The organism is Streptomyces sp. NBC_01433 (assembly GCF_026340105.1).
In the GTDB taxonomy this organism is placed as follows: domain Bacteria; phylum Actinomycetota; class Actinomycetes; order Streptomycetales; family Streptomycetaceae; genus Streptomyces.
In genome coordinates, this window is record NZ_JAPEPM010000002.1 from 1,870,217 (window position 1) to 1,889,014 (window position 18,798).

Genomic DNA, 18,798 nt, shown 5'->3' on the forward strand with positions numbered 1-18,798 from the left:
GGCGCTCCGGCGCCGTGACACGCTGCCGGGATGCCGAACGAACCCGTACTGGTCATCGTCGACGCCGCGAACGTGGTCGGTTCCGTCCCGGACGGCTGGTGGCGGGACCGGCGCGGGGCGGCCGAGCGGCTGCGCGACTCCCTGGTCCCGTACGCCGGGACCGGCCTGCCCGGACATCCCGGCCCCGTCGAACTCGTCCTGGTCGTCGAGGGCGCGGCCCGGGGCGCCGAGGCGGTGCCGGGCGTACGCGTCGAGACGGCGGACGGCAGCGGTGACGACCGGATCACCGAGCTGGTCGCCGCGGCGGGGAGCCGCCCCTGTGTCGTCGTCACCGCCGACCGCGGGCTGCGGCAGCGGGTCGAGGCGTACGGGGCGCGGTGCGTGGGCCCGCGTACGGTACGCCCGCTGCCCCCGCACCGCGGCGACTGAGCTCGGCCGGGACACGGCCGGACGAGTGGCCCCGAAGCGTGGTGCGGAACCCGCCGGGCGCCTCATTCGCGCCGTGAGCCAGGCCCCCTGCGGGGACGCACCGGGAAGGCGACTCCGAGGGCGTCGAGGACGGCCAGCGGGTCGAGGTAGTCCCGCCAGTGCGTGATCCTGCGGTCCCGGATGGTGATCACGGAGACGAAGTGGTTGTCGTACGCCCGTCCCGTGCCGACCGCGCGACCGTGCACCACGTACTCAAGGACGACGACCGAGGTCTCGCGGTCGTGGTGGACGGCGAGGCCGTCGGCGCTCTCCGCGACCATCGTGTCCCCGTACCCGCGATACAGCGCGGCCAGGGCGTCCCGGCCCTCGATCCGCCTCGGGTAGTCCGGCACGGTGACCACGTACTCGGTGACGGCGTCCTCGGTGAACCAGTCGAAGAAATGTTCCCCGTCGACCAGACCGTCGAGCCCTTCCCCGACGATGCGGAAGAACGGCTCCAGCGCTGTGAAGTCGTCCAGATCCCTGACGGCCATGACGTTCCTCGATTCTCGAACACGAATGGGGGATGCGGGGAAGCCCGGACCGGAACCGGAACCGACGTCTTCCGCACGGACCGGACGCTACGACGGGACCAGGACAGCTTCGGTCCTGATCGTGCCGTGCCCTACGCTCCGGCGTGTGATCAGCACTTCCGCGCGACTCCTGCGGCTGGTCTCGCTGCTCTCCACCCGCCCGTCGTGGACCAACAGCGAACTGGCCGAACGTCTGGACGTCACCGCACGCACCGTCCGCCGGGACATCGCCAAACTGCGCGAACTCGGGTACGCCATCGACTCCGACCCCGGCCCCTGGGGCGGGTACCGGCTCAGCGGCCGGGGCAGCAAGGTGCCGCCGCTCAGCCTGGACGACGAGGAGTCGCTCGCCGTGGCCGTCGCCCTGCGCGAGGCGGCCCTCAGCGGTGTCCTCGGCACCGACCAAGCAGCGCTCTCGGCCCTCCTGAAACTCCGAAGACTGCTGCCCGCGCACATCGCGGACCGGCTGGTCGCACTGGACGCCGCGTTCGTCCACACCCCCCGGTCCGACGAACGCCTGGTCCGCCCCGATGTGCTGCTGGAACTGGCCACCGCCTGCCGACGGGGTGAGCGCGTCCGGCTCTCCTACCGCGACCGGCAGGACCGGGCCACGGTCCGGGACGTCGCCCCCCACCGCCTGGTGCGCACGGGCCACCGCTGGTACCTGGTCGCCCTGGACATCACGCGGGCCCAGTGGCGCACCTTCCGCGCCGACCGCGTCACCGAGGCCCACCCGACCGGCCGGCCTGCCGCCCTCGTCGACCCGCCCGACGCCGCGCTCCTGGTCTCCCGCATGCTCACCAGCGGCTACCCGCTCTACACCACGGTCCGTGTCCCCCTGCCCCTGGACCGGGCGCTGCTCCTCGTCCCCCGCAACCTCGGCACGCATGAGGCCGACGGCACCCACGCCACGCTCGTCACCATCGGTGGCTCCACCCCCGAAGAACTGGCCACGTATCTGCTCCGCCTGGCGACCCCCCTGAACGTCCTGACCCCCGCCTCGGTCCGAACCGCCCTGCGCACCCGGACCCAGGCCCTGCTCGACGCCAACGGTCCGGAACCGATGGACGCTTCAGCGCCCGGTCGACATCCGGCTGTGCTTGCGCCCGTACGCGAGGTAGATGATCACGCCGATCACCATCCAGATCCCGAACCGCAGCCAGGTCTCCGCGGGCAGATTGAGCATCAGCCACACCGAGGCGGCCACCGAGACGATCGGGAGCGCCGGCACCCACGGGGTGCGGAAGGCACGGGGCAGGTCGGGGCGGGTACGGCGCAGGACGATCACGCCGAGGGCCACGACGACGAACGCGAAGAGCGTGCCGATGTTCACCAGGGTCGCCAGTTCGTCGATGCTGGTGAACCCGGCGACGATCGCGATGATCACGCCGAGCAGGATCGTCGGACGGTACGGGGTGTGGAAGCGCGGGTGCGTCTTGGAGAAGAACCGCGGGAGCAGTCCGTCGCGGCTCATCGCGAAGAACACCCGGGTCTGGCCGAGCAGCAGGATCATGCAGACCGTGGTGAGGCCGATGGCCGCGCCGAAGCTGATCGCCCCGGCGTAGAAGGGGCGTCCGACGGCCTTGAAGGCATCCGCGAGCGGGGCGCTCACCGAGAGCTGGGTGTAGTTCTGCATGCCGGTCACCACGATGGACACGGCGACGTAGAGCACCGTGCAGATGACGAGTGAGCCGAGGATGCCGCGCGGCATGTCCCGCTGCGGAACCCTGGTCTCCTCCGCCGCGGTGGCCACGACGTCGAAGCCGATGAAGGCGAAGAAGACGACGGAGGCGGCGGTGAAGATTCCCATGACGCCGAAGTTCGTGGGCGTGTAACCGAACATCAGCTGGACCAGCGGGGCGGTCAGGTCCGAACCGGAGGGCTGCGGTTCGGCCTTCGGGATGAACGGTGTGTAGTTGGCGGCCTTGATGAAGAAGCTGCCCGCGACGATCACGATGAGGACCACCGCCACCTTGATCGCGACCACGACCGTGGTGACCCGGGCCGACAGCTTCATGCCGAGCACCAGGATGACGGTCAGCACCAGGACCAGGGCGAACGCCAGGATGTCGAAGCCGAACCCGTTCGACGCGTCGGTCCCGGAGAGCGCGTCGGGGAGCGTCCAGCCGATGTTGCCCAGGAGCGAGCGGACGTAGCCGGACCAGCCGACCGCCACCACCGCCGTGCCCAGGGCGAATTCCAGCACCAGGTCCCAGCCGATGATCCAGGCCACCAGTTCGCCCAGTGAGGCGTACGAGAAGGTGTACGCGGATCCGGCCACCGGGACGGTGGAGGCGAATTCGGCGTAACAGAGCGCGGCGAGGGCGCAGACGACGCCCGCGATCACGAACGCGATGGCGGTGGCGGGGCCCGCCGACTCCTTGGCCACCTTGCCCGTCAGCACGAAGATGCCGGTGCCGATGACCACGCCCACGCCGAAGACCGTGAGGTCCAGCGCGGAGAGGGACTTCTTGAGCGCGTGCTCCGGCTCTTCGGTGTCGCGGATCGACTGTTCGACCGTCTTGGTCCTGAACAGCCCGTTCCCGCTGGGTGGTGTGTCCTGCTGCGCGCTCACCTGCGTACCTCCACGCGGTTGTCGTGAACGCCATGATTGGGACACCACCGGCCGGGCAGCGCGGCACGGGCGCCGTTTCACGCGAATGGGCCGGTCGGGTCACCCGTACAGGGTGGTCCGACCGGCCCATTGGCCGTACGGGTCAGTCGCGGGCGGGCTCCACGGCGCGGCTCTCGTACCCGCCGTCGAGCTTGGCGACCAGACCGGTGACCTGGCGGGCGATGTCCGGCGCGGTCAGCCCGATCTCGGCCATGACCTCCTTGCGGGAGGCGTGGTCGAGGAAGACCGGCGGAATGCCGAAGTCCCGCAGGGGTACGTCGACCCCCGCGTCGCGCAGCGCCTGGGCGATGGCGGAGCCGACGCCGCCGGCCCGGCTGTTGTCCTCGACGGTGACGACGACCCGGTGCCGCTCGGCGAGCGGGGGCAGCGCCTCGTCGACCGGCTTGACCCAGCGGGGGTCGACCACGGTGGTGGAGATGCCCTGGGCACCCAGCAGGTCGGCGATCTCCAGGCACATCGGGGCGAGCGCGCCGACGGAGACCAGCAGGACGTCCGGCCGGTCCGTGCCGGGCTCGCGCAGGATGTCCATGCCACCGGCCCTGCCGACGGCCTTGACGGCCGGGCCGACCGCGCCCTTGGAGAAGCGGACCACGGTCGGCGCGTCGTCGACGTCCACGGCCTCGCGCAGCTGGGCGCGGACCTGGTCGGCGTCGCGCGGGGCGGCGATCCGGAGCGTGGGGACGCACTGGAGGATCGACATGTCCCACATGCCGTTGTGCGAGGCGCCGTCCGTACCGGTGACTCCGGCCCGGTCCAGGACGAAGGTGACCCCGCACTTGTGCAGGGCGACGTCCATCAGGACCTGGTCGAAGGCGCGGTTCAGGAAGGTGGCGTACACCGCGAAGACGGGGTGCAGCCCGCCGGTGGCGAGGCCCGCAGCGGAGACCGCGCCGTGCTGCTCGGCGATGCCGACGTCGTAGATCCGGTCCGGGAACGCCTCCTCGAACTTGCCGAGGCCGACCGGCTGGAGCATGGCCGCGGTGATCGCGACGATGTCCTTGCGCTCCTTGCCGAGCTTGACCATCTCCTCGCCGAAGACCGAGGTCCAGTCCAGGCCGGAGCTGGAGATGGGCAGGCCGGTGTCCGGGTGGATCTTGCCGACGGCGTGGAAGCGGTCGGCCTCGTCCTGGAGGGCCGGGGTGTAGCCGCGGCCCTTCTCGGTGAGGCAGTGGACGATGACGGGGCCGCCGAAGCGCTTGGCGCGCTGGAGCGCGGACTCCAGCGCCTCGATGTCGTGGCCGTCGATCGGGCCGACGTACTTCAGGCCGAGGTCCTCGAACATGCCCTGCGGGGCGATGAAGTCCTTGAGGCCCTTCTTGGCACCGTGCAGGGTCTCGTACAGCGGCCTGCCGAGGACGGGAGTGCGCTCCAGCAGGTCCTTGCCGCGGGCCAGGAACCGTTCGTAACCGTCGGTGGTACGCAGCGTGGCGAGGTGGTTCGCGAGGCCGCCGATGGTCGGGGCGTACGAGCGCTCGTTGTCGTTGACCACGATGACGAGCGGGCGGTCCTTGGCGGCGGCGATGTTGTTCAGCGCCTCCCAGGCCATACCGCCGGTGAGCGCGCCGTCGCCGATGACCGCGACGACATGGTCGTCCTTGGCCAGTACCTCGTTGGCCTTGGCAAGGCCGTCGGCCCAGCCCAGCACCGTCGAGGCGTGCGAGTTCTCGATGATGTCGTGCTCGGACTCCGCGCGGGAGGGGTACCCGGAGAGTCCGCCCTTGCTCTTGAGCTTCGAGAAGTCCTGGCGGCCGGTGAGCAGCTTGTGCACATAGCTCTGGTGGCCGGTGTCGAAGAGGACCTTGTCCCGGGGCGACTCGAAGACCCGGTGCAGGGCGATGGTCAGTTCGACCACGCCCAGGTTGGGGCCCAGGTGACCGCCGGTCTTGGACACTGCGTCGACGAGGAAGGTACGGATCTCCCCGGCGAGCTGCTCCAGCTGGTCGAGGCTGAGCCGGTCCAAATCGCGCGGTCCCTCGATGCGGGTCAGCAGGTCCACCCGTGCCTCCTTGCGTTGAGCTGGTCGAGCGTGCCGATCCGATGAGTCTAATGTTCCGCCCGCCGTCGCGGGCATCGGGCGGGGGTGTGCTGTCACACCACCGGCCGATACGCGACGGTGCCCGGCACCCGATGAGGGGCGCCGGGCACGGTCCGGTGCAGGTGGCGTCAGGCGCGGCCCGCGGTCTTCTGGGTGCGGCGGGAGACCGAGTCGATGACCACGGCGGCGAGGAGAACCGCGCCGGTGATCATGTACTGAACGGCGTTGGCCATGCCGATCATGTTCAGGCCCTGCTGGATCGACTGGATCACGATCATGCCGAGCAGCGCGGACCAGACCTTGCCCCGGCCGCCGAAGAGGCTGGTGCCGCCGATGACGGCGGCCGCGATGACCAGCATCAGCGTGTTGCCGGCGCCGACGCTCTTGGTGGCGCCGCCGGAGAGGCTGGCGATGAAGAGTCCGCCGAAGGCGCCCAACGTGCCGGACAGCGCGAAGACCGTGATCCGGATCCGGTCGACGTTGATACCGGCGCGGCGCGCCGCCTCGGGGTTGCCGCCGACCGCGAAGACCTGGCGGCCGAAGGCCGTACGGCGGGCGACGAAGTCCGCGATGATCAGGACGGCGAGGAAGAGCACCAGGGCGAGCGGCAGGCCGCGGGCACCGGAGGGCTCGTTCAGGACGTACGCGACGACGAAGCACAGGATCGTGACGACGGCGGTCCGCAGCACGACCTCGCCGGTGGGGCGTGCGGGCAGGTTCGCGGCCCTGCGGCGCTTGCTGTCCACCAGGAGCGAGGCGGCGTACGCGAGGACGGCGACCAGGGCCAGTCCGTAGCCCGCGGCCTTGTCCTCGAAGAAGTAGTTGGTCAGGTTCTCGACGGCACTGCCGGACGGCGTGTTGATCGAGCCCTCCCCGCCCATCATCCAGTCCTGGAGTCCGCTCCAGCCGAGGAAGCCCGCCAGGGTGACGACGAAGGCCGGTACCCCGATCTTGGCGAAGAAGAAGCCGTGCAGCGCGCCGAGGGCCATTCCGGAGAGCACGGCGACGATGATCGCCAGCCATTCGTTCCAGCCGTTGTTCACGTTGAGCACGGCCCAGACGGCCGCGCCGACACCGGCGACGGAGCCGACCGAGAGATCGATCTCGCCGAGCAGCAGCACGAAGACGATGCCGACAGCCATGATGCCGAGGCCGGAGCTGTAGACAGCGATATTGGCGACGGAGCTGGCGGAGAGGAAGTTGCTGTTCTGGAGCTGGAAGACGATCGCGATGACGATCAGACCGACGAAGACCGGCAGCGAGCCGAGTTCGCCGCCGCGCACCTTGCGGGTGAACTCCGACCAGTAGCCCTTGAAGCCCTCCTCGCGGACGAGGAGGCGCGGGTCGACGGCGGGGATGGGGGCCGCCGACTGCTCGGCCGCCGGTGCCGTCGCGGGGGCGCCCTTCGCGGGCTCCTCGGCGGCGGGCTTCTCGGTGGAAGGTCCGGGGGTCTTGGCGAGGTCGCTCACTTCGCGTCCTCCTTCGTGGCCGTGTTCGTGGCGGTGCGTGCCTGGCGACGCGTGACGGCATTGTCCGTGGCGCCGGTGATCGCGGCGATGATCTCTTCGTGGGAGGTGCTCGCGACGTCGAAGACGCCGTTGTTGCGGCCCAGTCGGAGCACCGCGACCTTGTTCGCGACGGCGCGCACGTCGGCCATGTTGTGGCTGATGAGAATGACGCCGTGGCCGCGCTCGCGCAGCCGCTCGACGAGGTCGAGGACCTGGGCGGTCTGCTCGACGCCGAGTGCCGCGGTCGGCTCGTCCAGGATGACGACCTTGGGGTCGCCGATCAGGGCGCGCGCGATGGCCACGACCTGGCGCTGTCCGCCGGAGAGCGAGGCGACCGGGATCCGGACGCTCGGTATCCGGATGGAGAGCGTGTCCAGGAGTTCCTTGGCGCGCTTCTCCATCGCGATCTCGTCGAGTACGGAGAGCTTGCGCAGTTCGCTGCCGAGGAAGAGGTTGGCGACGACATCGAGGTTGTCGCAGAGGGCCAAGTCCTGGTAGACGGTGGCGACTCCGAGCTCCTGGGCGTCGTTCGGCCGGTTGACCCGGACCGTCCGCCCCTCCCACTCGATGGCGCCTTCGTCGATCGGGTGGACGCCCGAAATGGTCTTGACGAGGGTCGACTTGCCGGCGCCGTTGTCGCCGACCAGGGCGACCACTTCGCCGGGGTGAATCTCCAGGTCCACATCGGTGAGCGCCTGAACGGCGCCGAACCGCTTGGAGATTCCGCGCAACGCCAGCACGGGCGTAGCGGACACGTGAATCATCTCCTTCGCCGCCTGACCGGCGGGGATGGTGCTGCTGAGCTGGGGGGTGTGCGAGAGGAGCCCGGCGCCCGCCCCCGCTTCGCGGGGCGTTGACGGGGCGGGTGCCGGACCGGCTCGGGGGCGCCCGAAGGCGCCTGCCCGCAGGAGTGCTTGACGTGATCCCGCGGGCCCCGGACCTTCCTTGGCGGAGGCCCTACTTGATGCCGGCCGCCTCGCAGGCCGCCTTGTACTCGGCCGTGCAGATCTCCGCGGCCTGGTAGACCTTGTCGGCGATGATCGTGGAGGCGACGTTGTCCTTGGTCACGATCTGCGCGTCGTACAGCTTGGCCGGGATGCCCTTGAACTCGCCCGTGAGGCTGTCGACCTTGACCGGGGTCAGGTCGTCGATCTTCTCGCCCTTGAGGAGCTTGACGGCGATCTCGGCGGTGGTCTCGGCCTCGGGCTTGATCTGCTTGTAGATCGTGAAGGACTGATCACCCTTCAGGACTCGCTGCAGACCGGCCAGTTCGGCGTCCTGACCGCCGACGGGGATCTTGATGCCCTGCTTGTCCAACGCGGTGATGATGCCGCCGGCCATGCTGTCGTTGGCGGAGTAGACGCCCTGGAAGCCCGACTTGCCCAGCGAGTCGATGGCGGCACCCATCTTCTTGTTCGCCTCGTCCGGCGACCAGTCCGGGATGTCCTGCTCGTAGACGACCTTCTTGACCTGGGTGTCCAGGACGCTGTGGGCGCCCTTCTTGAAGAGCGGGGCGTTCGGGTCGGTGGGCGAGCCGTTGATCATGACAACGTTGCTCTCCTTGGCCTTGGCGCCGAGCGCCTTGACCAGGGCCTCACCCTGCAGGCGGCCGATCTTCTCGTTGTCGTACGAGACGTACGCGGAGATCGGCCCCTCGGCGAGCCGGTCGTACGCGACGACCTTGACGCCCTTCTTCTCCGCCTGCTGCACCCAGGACTTGGTGGCCTTGTAGTCGACGGAGTCCAGGATGATGACCTTCACACCCTGCGTGACCAGCGCGTCGAACTGCTTCTTCTGGGTCTCGGTGTCCTGTGCGGCGTTGTTGTACTTGACCTCGCAGTCGTCGCACAGTTCCTTGATCTTCGCCTCCATGATGGGGCGGTCGAACGTCTCGTAGCGCGTGGTCTTGTTCTCCGGCAGCAGGAGACCGATGGTCTTGCTGTCGCCGCCACTGCCGGACTCCGCGTCGTCGCCCGCCTTGCCACAGGCGGCGAGGGAGACCGCCATGGAGAGAGCGGCCGTGCCTATGACGATGCGTCGCGTCATTGCGATCATGGGGGTTTGCCTCCCTGACGTGGCCGCAACGTCGCGGCCGAGGTGGCAGGAAGTCAACTCGGCCGCAACGTCAGCGTCAAGGAGTAAATCCTTAACGAGATGACAACGGTGCCATTCGTTATCTAAGTGAAGACAGGGGTGGCCGCAGGCAGGGTGCTCTCCAAAAGGGTTGAATCCCCCATCTCACTCAGCACCAGGGCCAGCGCCCCCAGTACCTCCGCCCGCCCGCCGAGCGCGCCGGGCAGCACCGAGAGCTGCCGCGCCGCGCTGGGGATGGCGTACCGGGACACCGAGTCACGGATGGGCCCGAGGACCAGTTCCCCGGCCTCCGCCAGGGAGCCGCCGAGCACCACCCGGCTGGGGTTGAGCAGGTTGCACAGATTGGCCACCCCACTGCCGATGTGCCGCCCCACGTCCCCGATCACCCGGCGGCAGCCCGGATCGCCCTCGCGGGCCAGCTGGACCACCCGTTCCATGGTGAGATCGGGGCCGTGGCTGGGCTGGAGCAGGGGCAGCACATACCGGGCGGCCGTGAAGGTCTCCAGGCACCCGCGGTTACCGCAGCGGCACACCGGGCCCGACTCGTCCAGGGTGATGTGCCCGATCTCGCCGGCCGTACCGCCGGGCCCCCGGTAGATGGTGCCGTCGATCACCAGACCGGCACCGACGCCGCTGGCGACCTTGATGTACGCGAGGTCCCGGACCCCTCGCCCGCTCCCCCAGACCAGCTCGCCCAGCGCCCCGAGATTGGCGTCGTTGTCGACGTACACCGGCACTCCGAGCCGCCCGGCGAGCTCGTCGCTCGGGTTGATACCCGTCCAGCCCGGCAGGATCGAGGTGGAGCCCAGCGTGCCGGACTCGACGTCGATGGGTCCCGGGACACCGAGACCGACGCCGATCACCTTCTCCGGGCTGACCCCGGTGGTCTCGATCAGCCGCCTGACCAGCACTTCCGCCCGTCCGAAGCCCTGCGCCGACGAGGCGTCGACGTCCAGCGGCTCGGACTCCTCGGCCAGCACCTGGTGGGCCAGGTTGCCGACGGCCACCCGCAGATGGGTGTGGCCGAAATCGACGCCGACGACGATGCCCGCGTCCCCGCTGAGCGAGACGCTGCGGGCCCGGCGGCCGCCCGCCGAGGTGGGGGTCACCTCGACCGTGCCGCCCTCCTTCAGTTCGCGGACGATATTGGAGACGGTAGCCGCGGAGAGGCCGGTGCTTCTGGCGATCTCCGCCTGGGTGAGCGACCCGGCCATCCGTACGGCTCGTACGACCCGCTCAAGGTTGGCCCGATGCAGAGACGTCTGCGACCCGGGAGTCTCCATCGACTCATCCACTCCTGCCCTTGGCGGACGGCGCGGAAGGCCGTCCCGGCCGGGACCGCACCGATGAGGCCCCGGCTTTCTCCAACATGTGAACTCTAAGCTGAACGTTCGGGGGTACCTCCCGTCAAGACCTGAGCGCACAGGGCCTGGAGCCGCCGCCGACGCGGGGCACGGTCCACGGCCGGAGAGGTCGGAGCGGAGCGCGCGAATGCCCCGGCGGACACATCCACCGGGGCATTCACCTGGAAAAGCGGCCGGGGCCGAATCAGGCCGACCGGAGCCGAATTACTTGAGCGCACCCGCCGTCATGCCCGAGACGACCTGGCGCTGGAAAATGATGTACGCCGCCAGCACGGGAAGCATCGCGATCACCAGACCGGCGAAGAGACCGGAATAGTCACTCTTGTATCCCTGGCTGGCAGCCAGTTCGACCAGTCCCTGGGCGAGCACCCGCTTGTCCGGGTCGGTGTTCAGCACCGTCGGCAGCATGTACTGGTTCCACTGCCCCAGGAAATTGAAGATACCGACGCTGATCAGTCCGGGTTTGGCCATCGGCAGCATGACCTGGAAGAACGTACGGGTGTGAGAGGCACCGTCGATGATCGACGCTTCCGCGATCGATGTCGGCAGCGTACGGAAGAACGAGGTCAGGAAGAACACGGTGAAGGGCAGCGAGTACGCGATGTACACGAGAATCAGCCCGTGGATCGTGTTCAGCAGCCCCATGTTGTCCATGACGTAGAACAACGGCACCAGCGCCAGCATGACCGGGAAGCTCATCCCGCCGACGAACAAGAAGTAAATGAACCGGTTGCCGGGGAACTCGAAGCGGGCGAGCACATAGGCGGCCATCGAACCGAAGACCAGCGTGCCGACGAGCGACCCTCCCACCACCAGGATGGTGTTGAGGAAGTACTCGCTCATGTTGGCCTGGTTCCAGGCCCTGCCCCAACTGGAGAAGTCCAGCGAGTCGGGCAGCTCCCAGGGGGAGTTGAAGATGGCCGTGTCGGTCTTGAAGGAGGACATCACGGCCCAGAACAGGGGCAGGATGACCATGAAGGCCCAGAGGATCAGCATCCCGTGCGAGAAGACGTTGAGGACCTGGCCCTCAGCCTTCTTCCCCGGGGCCGCGGCGCCCTTGCGGACGCCACCGGTGCGCTGCTTCGGTACACCCGGCGAACCGGGAGCGGAAGGACCGGAGGCGCCGGAAGGACCGGAGGCGTCCGAGGGGCCGGAGGGAGGGGTGTCAGTGGTCTTCATCAGAACTCCAGCCGCTCGCGCCGGCCCACGCGCATCACGATGGCCGCGAACGCCAGCGTCACGATGAGCAGGGCGACACCGATCGTGGTCGCGTAGCCCGCCTGTCCGTCACGGAACGCCGCTTGGTACACGTACAGCGGCAGGACGGTGGTCGAGTAGTCGGGCCCGCCGGGACCGACACTCATGATGTGCACGACGGCAAAACCCTCGGCACCCAGCGCCAGGATGCCCATGTAGACCCAGCCGGACTGGACCGTGTCCCACAGCAGCGGCAGCGTGATCCGGAAGAAGGTCGTGAAACGGCTCGCGCCGTCCAGCAGGGCCGCCTCGTAGAAGTCCTTGGGGATGGAGGCCATGCCCGCCGAGAACAGCACCACGAAGAAGCCGACCGTGCACCAGACGAGGACCGCGGCGATGCACCACAGGGCCAGCTTCGGATCGCCCAGCCAGTCCGGCACGTCCTCGAAACCGAACGCCTTGAGCGTGCCGTTGATCATGCCCTGGGCGGGGTCGAAGGCGAACTGGAACAGGATGGCCACGATCGCGATCGAGAGCACCTGCGGGAAGAAGTACGCGATCTTGTAGAAGCCCGAGCCGCGCACGCCGGCGATGGCGGCGCCCCTGCGGCGCCGCCCGCCCACGTTGAGCATGAAGGCGAAGAAGAGCGCGAGCCCCAGCGTCACCAGCGGCAGCAGCACTGCCAGCAGCACACTGTGCTGAAGGGATTTCCAGAAGACGTCGTCGTTCAGCATCTTGGTGTAGTTGCCGAAGCCGATCATCTTGAAGTCGGGGCTCAGGCCCGTCCAGTCCGTGAACGAGTAGTAGATGGACTGGATGAACGGCCAGATGACGAAGATGACGTACAACGCCATCGGCACCACCAAGAACCCGACTATGAACCGGTATTTACCGTGTTGCATCGTTACCGACTCCGACCTTCCTGCGCTGCCGCCGCTGGTGACGGGTTGTCACTGGTGCTTGTAGTGCTTGATGGACTGGTCCTTGGCCGCCGCGTCGGCGTATCCCTGGATCTTCTTGATGGTCTCGGCCGGGTTGGCGCGGCCGGCCATCATCTCGCCGAGTGCGGCGACACCGATCTGCTCCTTCTGGAGCTTCACGTACCAGTCCTGCAGGCGGGGGTTGACCACATTGGTGCCGGCCTTCTCCAGGGCGGCGAGGCCCGACGTGAGGCCGTCCGACAGCTGCAGGCCGTCGGTGCCGCCGTTGAAGGCGGACAGGGACTTGCTGCTGGTGGTGAAGGACTTGGAGGACTCCTCGCTGAGCAGGATGCGCAGCTGCTCCATGCCGCCCTCGGGGTTCTTCGCCTTCGCCGGAACGATGAAGGGCTCGCCGCCGGATGCCCACATGGTGCCGAACGGCAGCACGTCCGAGGAGTCGAGGCTGGAGGGAGCGCCCACGGACAGCTTGAAGTCCTTGGGGATGATCGCCGCTTCCTCGTTCTCGACCCAGGAGCCGTTCGGGATGAACAGCGCCTTGCCGCGGGCCCAGGCGCCCTGCGAACCGCGGTGGTCCAGGCCCGGGGTGCCCTTGAGGATGTAGCCCTTGGCGAAGAGCTCGTAGTACGCGTCGAAGGCCGCCTTGACGGCGGGGTGCTCCCAGGCCTTCGGCTCCAGGTTGTCGATCGCGTCGAGGACCTCGACACCGCCGATCTTGGCGATGAACGGGTAGAGCGAGAAGGGCAGGTAGTAGGGGTGCTTGCCGGGGTAGGTCCAGCCCGCGATCCCCTTCTTCTTGGCCTTCGCGCACAGCGCGAGCATGTCGTCCCAGTTCTCCGGGTACTGCGCGTCGAGCTTGTCCAGCGCCGTCTGGGAGTACCAGACGCCGTAGACGGTGTACGCGTAGTAGAGGATCCAGCACGGGTCGCCGTCGAACTGGCCCATCTCGACGATGCCCGGACGCAGCGTGTCACGGACCTTCTTGGCCGGGTCGTCGATGGAGGGCGCGTCGAGCAGCGGGGTGAGGTCGGCGAGCTGCTTCTTGCCGACCAGGACGCCCATGTCCATCTGCTGGGCACCGGAGTTGTCGATCAGGTCCGGCGGGGTGCCACCGTTGAAGCGCGGCTGCAGTACCGACTGGATCTTCTGCGTCTTGGAGAACTTGACCTTCGCCTTGGGGAAGGCCTTCTCGAAGGACGCCTGAGCGTCCTCGGCGTACTTCGTTCCGTATCCACCGTCGAAGATGACCAGTTCGAGGGGGGCGCTCTCATTGACCGCCAGCGGATTCTTGGCGGTCTTCGTGCCCTTTTCGACCTTGTCGTCGCTTCCGCTGTCGCCGCTCGCGCAGGCGGACAGGAAACCCATCGTCGGAACAGCGATCACGCCGAGTGCGGCAGACCGCTTGATCAGATCGCGACGGCCAAGGCCCTCATTGTTGTGGGCGGAGGTGGATCCCATGCTCAAGTCCTCGCCTTCTACAGGACTCAGGCGGTGTACCGGTCACCCATAGTGATTCGCCTCAGGCGAAGGGCCCCGCCACCGCGGTCAGTTGCGCTTGGGTCATACAGATATGTACGGGCATTGCGTGCAGCGGGGTATCGGGAGAAGACCGTACAGCGCGAACGCCTCCGGCGCCCCGCGGACTTCCCCCCGCCCCCTGCCGTGCGACCGTGTGAAACGGCTGCGCGGGTGCCGACAGGTATAGTCCACTTGTTGCCAACTGAGCAAGATCGAGTACGTGTTTTGGCGGCAGTCTTTCCCGAGTTGAGACCTCTTGGATACCTCGGCACCGTGCGTCCCGATCCAGGGGCACCTTTTTCCGCATTACGGTCGATTCGCCTGGGCGATCCCGCGCAACACCCTTGACACATCGGACCACTTGGCTCCCTACTGGACCTTGCATCATGCTATGACAACGTTGTCCAGCACGCTTCCGGGGAGGAATGGCTCGGCATGCAGCCACCACGTGGTCTCCACCAAGGCTCTCGAAAGAGACAAAGCCGCTCGGCCGCCGTCATTGCGGCATCTCTCGCCCTGGTGGTGGCGGCCCCCACCGCCGCCGCCGCGCAACCGGCCGGACCGTCCCAAAAGCCCTCGGGTGAGCGGACGTTCAGCTCCTCCTTCGAATCGGACGAGAAGCAGCCGGACTGGCGCAATACCGTCGAAGAGGGCCCGGACGGCAGCAAAAAGGCGTCAGGGATCGACGGCGGATTCTCCGCGGGGATACCGGGCAATGTCACCGACAAGGTGACGGACCTGCGCGCCAGCGACGAGAACACCGGCGGCGGCGAGGTCAAGGAGAACCTGACCGACGGTGAACCCGGCACCAAGTGGCTGTCGTTCAAACCGTCCGGCTGGATCGAGTTCGATCTGGCCGAACCCGTCAAGGTCGTGACGTACGCCCTGACCTCGGCCAACGATCACGACGAGCGGGACCCGAAGGACTGGACCCTGAAGGGCTCCACGGACGGCACGTCCTGGACGGATCTGGACACCCGGACCGGCCAGACCTTCGCGAAGCGCCTCCAGACCACGTCGTACGACTTCACGGCCGACAAGGCGTACCAGCACTTCCGGCTGGAGATCACGAAGAACAACGGCGCCCCGGACGCGACCCAGCTCGCGGACGTCCAGTTCTCCGACGGCGACACCTCCACCCCGGCGCCCGACGACATGCGCACCCAGGCCGACCGCGGCCCCTCCGGCTCGCCCACCGCGAAGTCGGGTGCGGGATTCACGGGGAAGAGGGCTCTGCGGTACGCGGGTACGCACAAGGCGGACGGCCGGGCGTACTCGTACAACAAGGTCTTCGACGTGAACACGGCCGTCACCAAGGACACCGAGCTCTCCTACCTGGTGTACCCGCAGATGAGCGAGACGGACCTCGCCTACCCGGCGACGCATGTCGCGGTGGATCTGGCCTTCACCGACGGTACGTACCTGAGCGAGCTGAAGGCCACCGACAGCCATGGCGGTCCGCTGACCCCGGGAGGCCAGGCGGACGCCAAGCGCCTCTACGTCAACCAGTGGAACAAGGTCGCCTCGCGCATCGGGACGGTAGCGGCGGGAAAGACCGTCGACCGGATTCTGGTGGCGTACGACTCCCCCAAGGGCACGGCGAAGTTCCAGGGCTGGATCGACGACCTCGTGATCGCCCCGAAGGCGCCGGAGAAGCGCGAGGCGCATCTGTCGGACTACGCGCTGACGACCCGCGGCACGAACTCCAGCGGCGGCTTCTCGCGCGGCAACAACATCCCGGCGACCGCCGTCCCGCACGGCTTCAACTTCTGGACGCCGGTGACCAACGCCGGCTCCACGAGCTGGCTGTACGACTACGCGCGCGGCAACAACGAGGACAACCTGCCCACGCTCCAGGCCTTCAGCGCCAGCCATGAGCCGAGCCCGTGGATGGGCGACCGCCAGACCTTCCAGATGATGCCCTCGGCGAAGGCGGGCACCCCGGACGCCTCCCGTACGGCCCGCGCGCTGCCGTTCCGCCACGAGAACGAGACCGCGAAGCCGCACTACTACGGGGTGACGTTCGAGAACGGCCTCAAGGCCGAGATGACGCCGACCGACCACGCCGCGCGGATGCGGTTCACGTATCCCGGCAACGACGCGAGCATCGTCTTCGACAATGTGTCGAACGACGGCGGTCTGACGCTCGACGCGAAGTCCGGTTCCTTCTCCGGCTATTCGGACGTCAGGAGCGGCGGCTCGACGGGAGCGACCCGGCTCTTCGTGTACGGCGCCTTCGACGCGCCGGTCACCGACAGCGGAAGACTCAAGGGCGGCGGCGGTGACGACGTCACCGGCTTCTTCCGCTTCGACGCGGGCAAGGATCGTACGGTCGGCCTGCGTCTGGCCACCTCGCTGATCAGCCTCGACCAGGCGAAGAAGAACCTCGCCATGGAGCTTCCGGCGTCCACCTCCTTCGAGCGGGTCCAGGACCGGGCGCGGAAGGCGTGGGACGGCATCCTGGGCAAGGTGGAGGTCGAGGGCGCCGACGCCGACCAGCTGACGACGCTCTACTCCAGCCTCTACCGGCTGTACCTGTACCCGAACTCGGGCTTCGAGCAGGTCGACGGGAAGAGCAAGTACGCCAGCCCCTTCTCCCCGCGGACCGGCACCGACACCCCGACGCACACCGGCGCGAAGATCGTCGACGGCAAGGTGTACGTCAACAACGGCTTCTGGGACACCTATCGCACGACCTGGCCCGCCTACTCGTTCCTCTCCCCGAAGAAGGCGGGCGAGATGGTGGACGGCTTCGTCCAGCAGTACAAGGACGGCGGCTGGATCTCGCGCTGGTCCTCGCCGGGGTACGCGGACCTGATGACCGGCACCAGCTCCGACGTGGCGTTCGCCGACGCGTACGTCAAGGGCGTGAAGTTCGACGCGGCGGCGGCGTACGACGCGGCGGTCAAGAACGCCACGGTGGCCCCGCCGTCCTCGGGCGTCGGCCGCAAGGGCATGGAGACCTCGGTCTTCACCGGGTACGCCGACACCGCCACGCACGAGGGCCTGTCCTGGTCGCTGGAGGGCTACCTCAATGACTACGGGATAGCCCAGATGGGCAAGGCGCTCTACAAGAAGACGAAGAAGGAGCGGTACAAGGAGGAGTCCGCGTACTTCCTCAACCGCGCCCGCAACTACGTCAAGCTCTTCGACGACAAGGCCGGCTTCTTCCAGGGCAAGGACGCCAAGGGCGACTGGCGGCTCCCGTCCGAGAAGTACGACCCGCGTGTCTGGGGCTACGACTACACCGAGACCAACGGCTGGGGCTACGCCTTCACCGCCCCGCAGGACAGCCGGGGCCTGGCGAACCTGTACGGCGGGCGGGACGGTCTGGGCAAGAAGCTGGACACGTACTTCTCCACGCCGGAGACGGCCGGACCGGAGTTCGTCGGCTCGTACGGCGGCGTCATCCACGAGATGACGGAGGCGCGTGACGTACGGATGGGCCAGTACGGCCACAGCAACCAGGTCGCCCACCACGCCACGTACATGTACAACGCGGCCTCCCAGCCCTTCAAGACCCAGGAGAAGGTGCGCGAGGTCCTGGGCCGCCTCTACACGGGCAGCGAGATCGGGCAGGGCTACCACGGCGACGAGGACAACGGCGAGCAGTCGGCCTGGTTCCTGTTCTCCTCGCTCGGCTTCTACCCGCTGGTGATGGGCAGTGGCGAGTACGCGATCGGGTCGCCGCTCTTCACGAAGACGACCGTGCACCTGGAGAACGGCCGCACGCTGGTGGTCAAGGCGCCGAAGAACAGCGCGAAGAACATCTACGTTCAAGGCTTGAAGGTCAACGGCAGGAAGTGGACGTCCACTTCGCTCCCCCACGACCTGCTGGCCAAGGGCGGCACCCTGGAGTTCGACATGGGCGCGAAGCCGTCCGCCTGGGGCACCGGCAAGAACGCGGCCCCGGTGTCCATCACCGAGGACGACAAGGTCCCGTCCCCGAAGGGTGACCTGCTGAAGGGCGACGGCGCCCTCTTCGACAACACCTCGGCGACCTCGGCGACGGTCGGGTCGGTCGACCTGCCGGTGGGCGCGGCGACGAAGGGGCTCCAGTACACGCTGACGTCGGGAGCGGCGGGCAAGGCGCCGACGGGCTGGGTCCTGCGGGGCTCCTCCGACGGCGCGAAGTGGACCGACCTCGACCGGCGGACCGGCCAGTCGTTCGCCTGGGACAAGCAGACCCGGGTGTTCTCGGTGGACCGGCCGGGCGCGTACACGAAGTACCGGCTGGTGCTCGACGGCGCGGCGACCCTCGCGGAGGTGGAGCTGCTCGGCTGAGGCCGCCCCCCGCGACCGGTGACGGTCTCCGGGGGCGACGGAGCGAGGACGGGCCATCCGCACGTGCGGGTGGCCCGTTCGCTTGTCGTGGCGCTCGTCCGGTTGTCGTGTCTCGATCGCTTGGGGTGGCCCCGTCCGCTTGGGGTGGCCGGCGTGAGGTGGCCGGCTTGGGGTGGCCGCCCGGGGGGGCTTGTCCCCCGGACAACCCACGCCTCGTGTGGGCT

Annotated in this window: 12 protein-coding genes and 1 pseudogene; 3 read left to right on the forward strand and 10 right to left on the reverse strand. The window is 68.3% G+C overall.

What is annotated here, in order from left to right; genetic code table 11:
- The first annotated feature begins 30 nt into the window (after positions 1 to 30).
- Positions 31 to 429: an NTP pyrophosphohydrolase gene (locus OG413_RS35755; RefSeq protein WP_266812782.1), complete on the forward strand. Its 399-nt coding sequence runs from the start codon at positions 31 to 33 to the stop codon at positions 427 to 429.
- A gap of 62 nt (positions 430 to 491) precedes the next feature.
- Here OG413_RS35755 and OG413_RS35760 read toward each other — a convergent pair whose 3' ends face one another.
- On the reverse strand, positions 492 to 962 hold the full coding sequence (locus OG413_RS35760; protein ID WP_266812784.1) for a nuclear transport factor 2 family protein: 471 nt from the start codon (positions 960 to 962) through the stop codon (positions 492 to 494).
- A gap of 25 nt (positions 963 to 987) precedes the next feature.
- Between OG413_RS35760 and OG413_RS35765 the strand changes: the two are divergent.
- Positions 988 to 2,031, forward strand: a pseudogene (locus OG413_RS35765) (helix-turn-helix transcriptional regulator); the annotation flags it as partial.
- 42 nt (positions 2,032 to 2,073) lie between these two features.
- Here the strand turns inward: OG413_RS35765 and OG413_RS35770 are convergent.
- The 9 genes from OG413_RS35770 to ngcE all read right to left on the reverse strand — a co-directional run bounded on the left by OG413_RS35770 (position 2,074) and on the right by ngcE (position 14,230).
- Positions 2,074 to 3,576: an amino acid permease gene (locus tag OG413_RS35770; RefSeq protein ID WP_266812786.1), complete on the reverse strand. Its 1,503-nt coding sequence runs from the start codon at positions 3,574 to 3,576 to the stop codon at positions 2,074 to 2,076.
- A gap of 142 nt (positions 3,577 to 3,718) precedes the next feature.
- A complete protein-coding gene (gene dxs / locus OG413_RS35775) occupies positions 3,719 to 5,632 on the reverse strand; it encodes a 1-deoxy-D-xylulose-5-phosphate synthase (protein WP_073719084.1) in 1,914 nt (637 codons plus the stop codon).
- Between the two features lie 167 nt (positions 5,633 to 5,799).
- Positions 5,800 to 7,029, reverse strand: a complete 1,230-nt coding sequence (locus tag OG413_RS35780; protein ID WP_266813300.1) for a sugar ABC transporter permease — start codon at positions 7,027 to 7,029, stop codon at positions 5,800 to 5,802.
- Positions 7,030 to 7,136: 107 nt separating this feature from the next.
- Positions 7,137 to 7,943 (reverse strand): ATP-binding cassette domain-containing protein, encoded by an 807-nt coding sequence (locus OG413_RS35785; protein WP_073719082.1) that lies wholly within the window; start codon positions 7,941 to 7,943, stop codon positions 7,137 to 7,139.
- A gap of 193 nt (positions 7,944 to 8,136) precedes the next feature.
- Positions 8,137 to 9,225 (reverse strand): substrate-binding domain-containing protein, encoded by a 1,089-nt coding sequence (locus tag OG413_RS35790; RefSeq protein ID WP_266813302.1) that lies wholly within the window; start codon positions 9,223 to 9,225, stop codon positions 8,137 to 8,139.
- Between the two features lie 131 nt (positions 9,226 to 9,356).
- Complete coding sequence (locus OG413_RS35795) at positions 9,357 to 10,556, reverse strand: ROK family transcriptional regulator (RefSeq protein WP_266812790.1); 1,200 nt, start codon at positions 10,554 to 10,556, stop codon at positions 9,357 to 9,359.
- A gap of 285 nt (positions 10,557 to 10,841) precedes the next feature.
- The gene (locus OG413_RS35800) at positions 10,842 to 11,816 is read right to left on the reverse strand and encodes a carbohydrate ABC transporter permease (protein ID WP_266812792.1); all 975 of its coding nucleotides are present in this window, start codon (positions 11,814 to 11,816) and stop codon (positions 10,842 to 10,844) included.
- Positions 11,816 to 12,736: a carbohydrate ABC transporter permease gene (locus OG413_RS35805; protein ID WP_266812794.1), complete on the reverse strand. Its 921-nt coding sequence runs from the start codon at positions 12,734 to 12,736 to the stop codon at positions 11,816 to 11,818. The genes OG413_RS35800 and OG413_RS35805 overlap by 1 nt, the downstream gene beginning before the upstream one ends.
- A 48-nt stretch (positions 12,737 to 12,784) precedes the next feature.
- The gene (ngcE, locus tag OG413_RS35810) at positions 12,785 to 14,230 is read right to left on the reverse strand and encodes an N-acetylglucosamine/diacetylchitobiose ABC transporter substrate-binding protein (protein WP_266812796.1); all 1,446 of its coding nucleotides are present in this window, start codon (positions 14,228 to 14,230) and stop codon (positions 12,785 to 12,787) included.
- A gap of 495 nt (positions 14,231 to 14,725) precedes the next feature.
- Between ngcE and OG413_RS35815 the strand changes: the two genes are divergently transcribed.
- Positions 14,726 to 18,574, forward strand: a complete 3,849-nt coding sequence (locus OG413_RS35815) for a GH92 family glycosyl hydrolase (protein ID WP_266812797.1) — start codon at positions 14,726 to 14,728, stop codon at positions 18,572 to 18,574.
- Positions 18,575 to 18,798 lie beyond the last annotated feature (224 nt).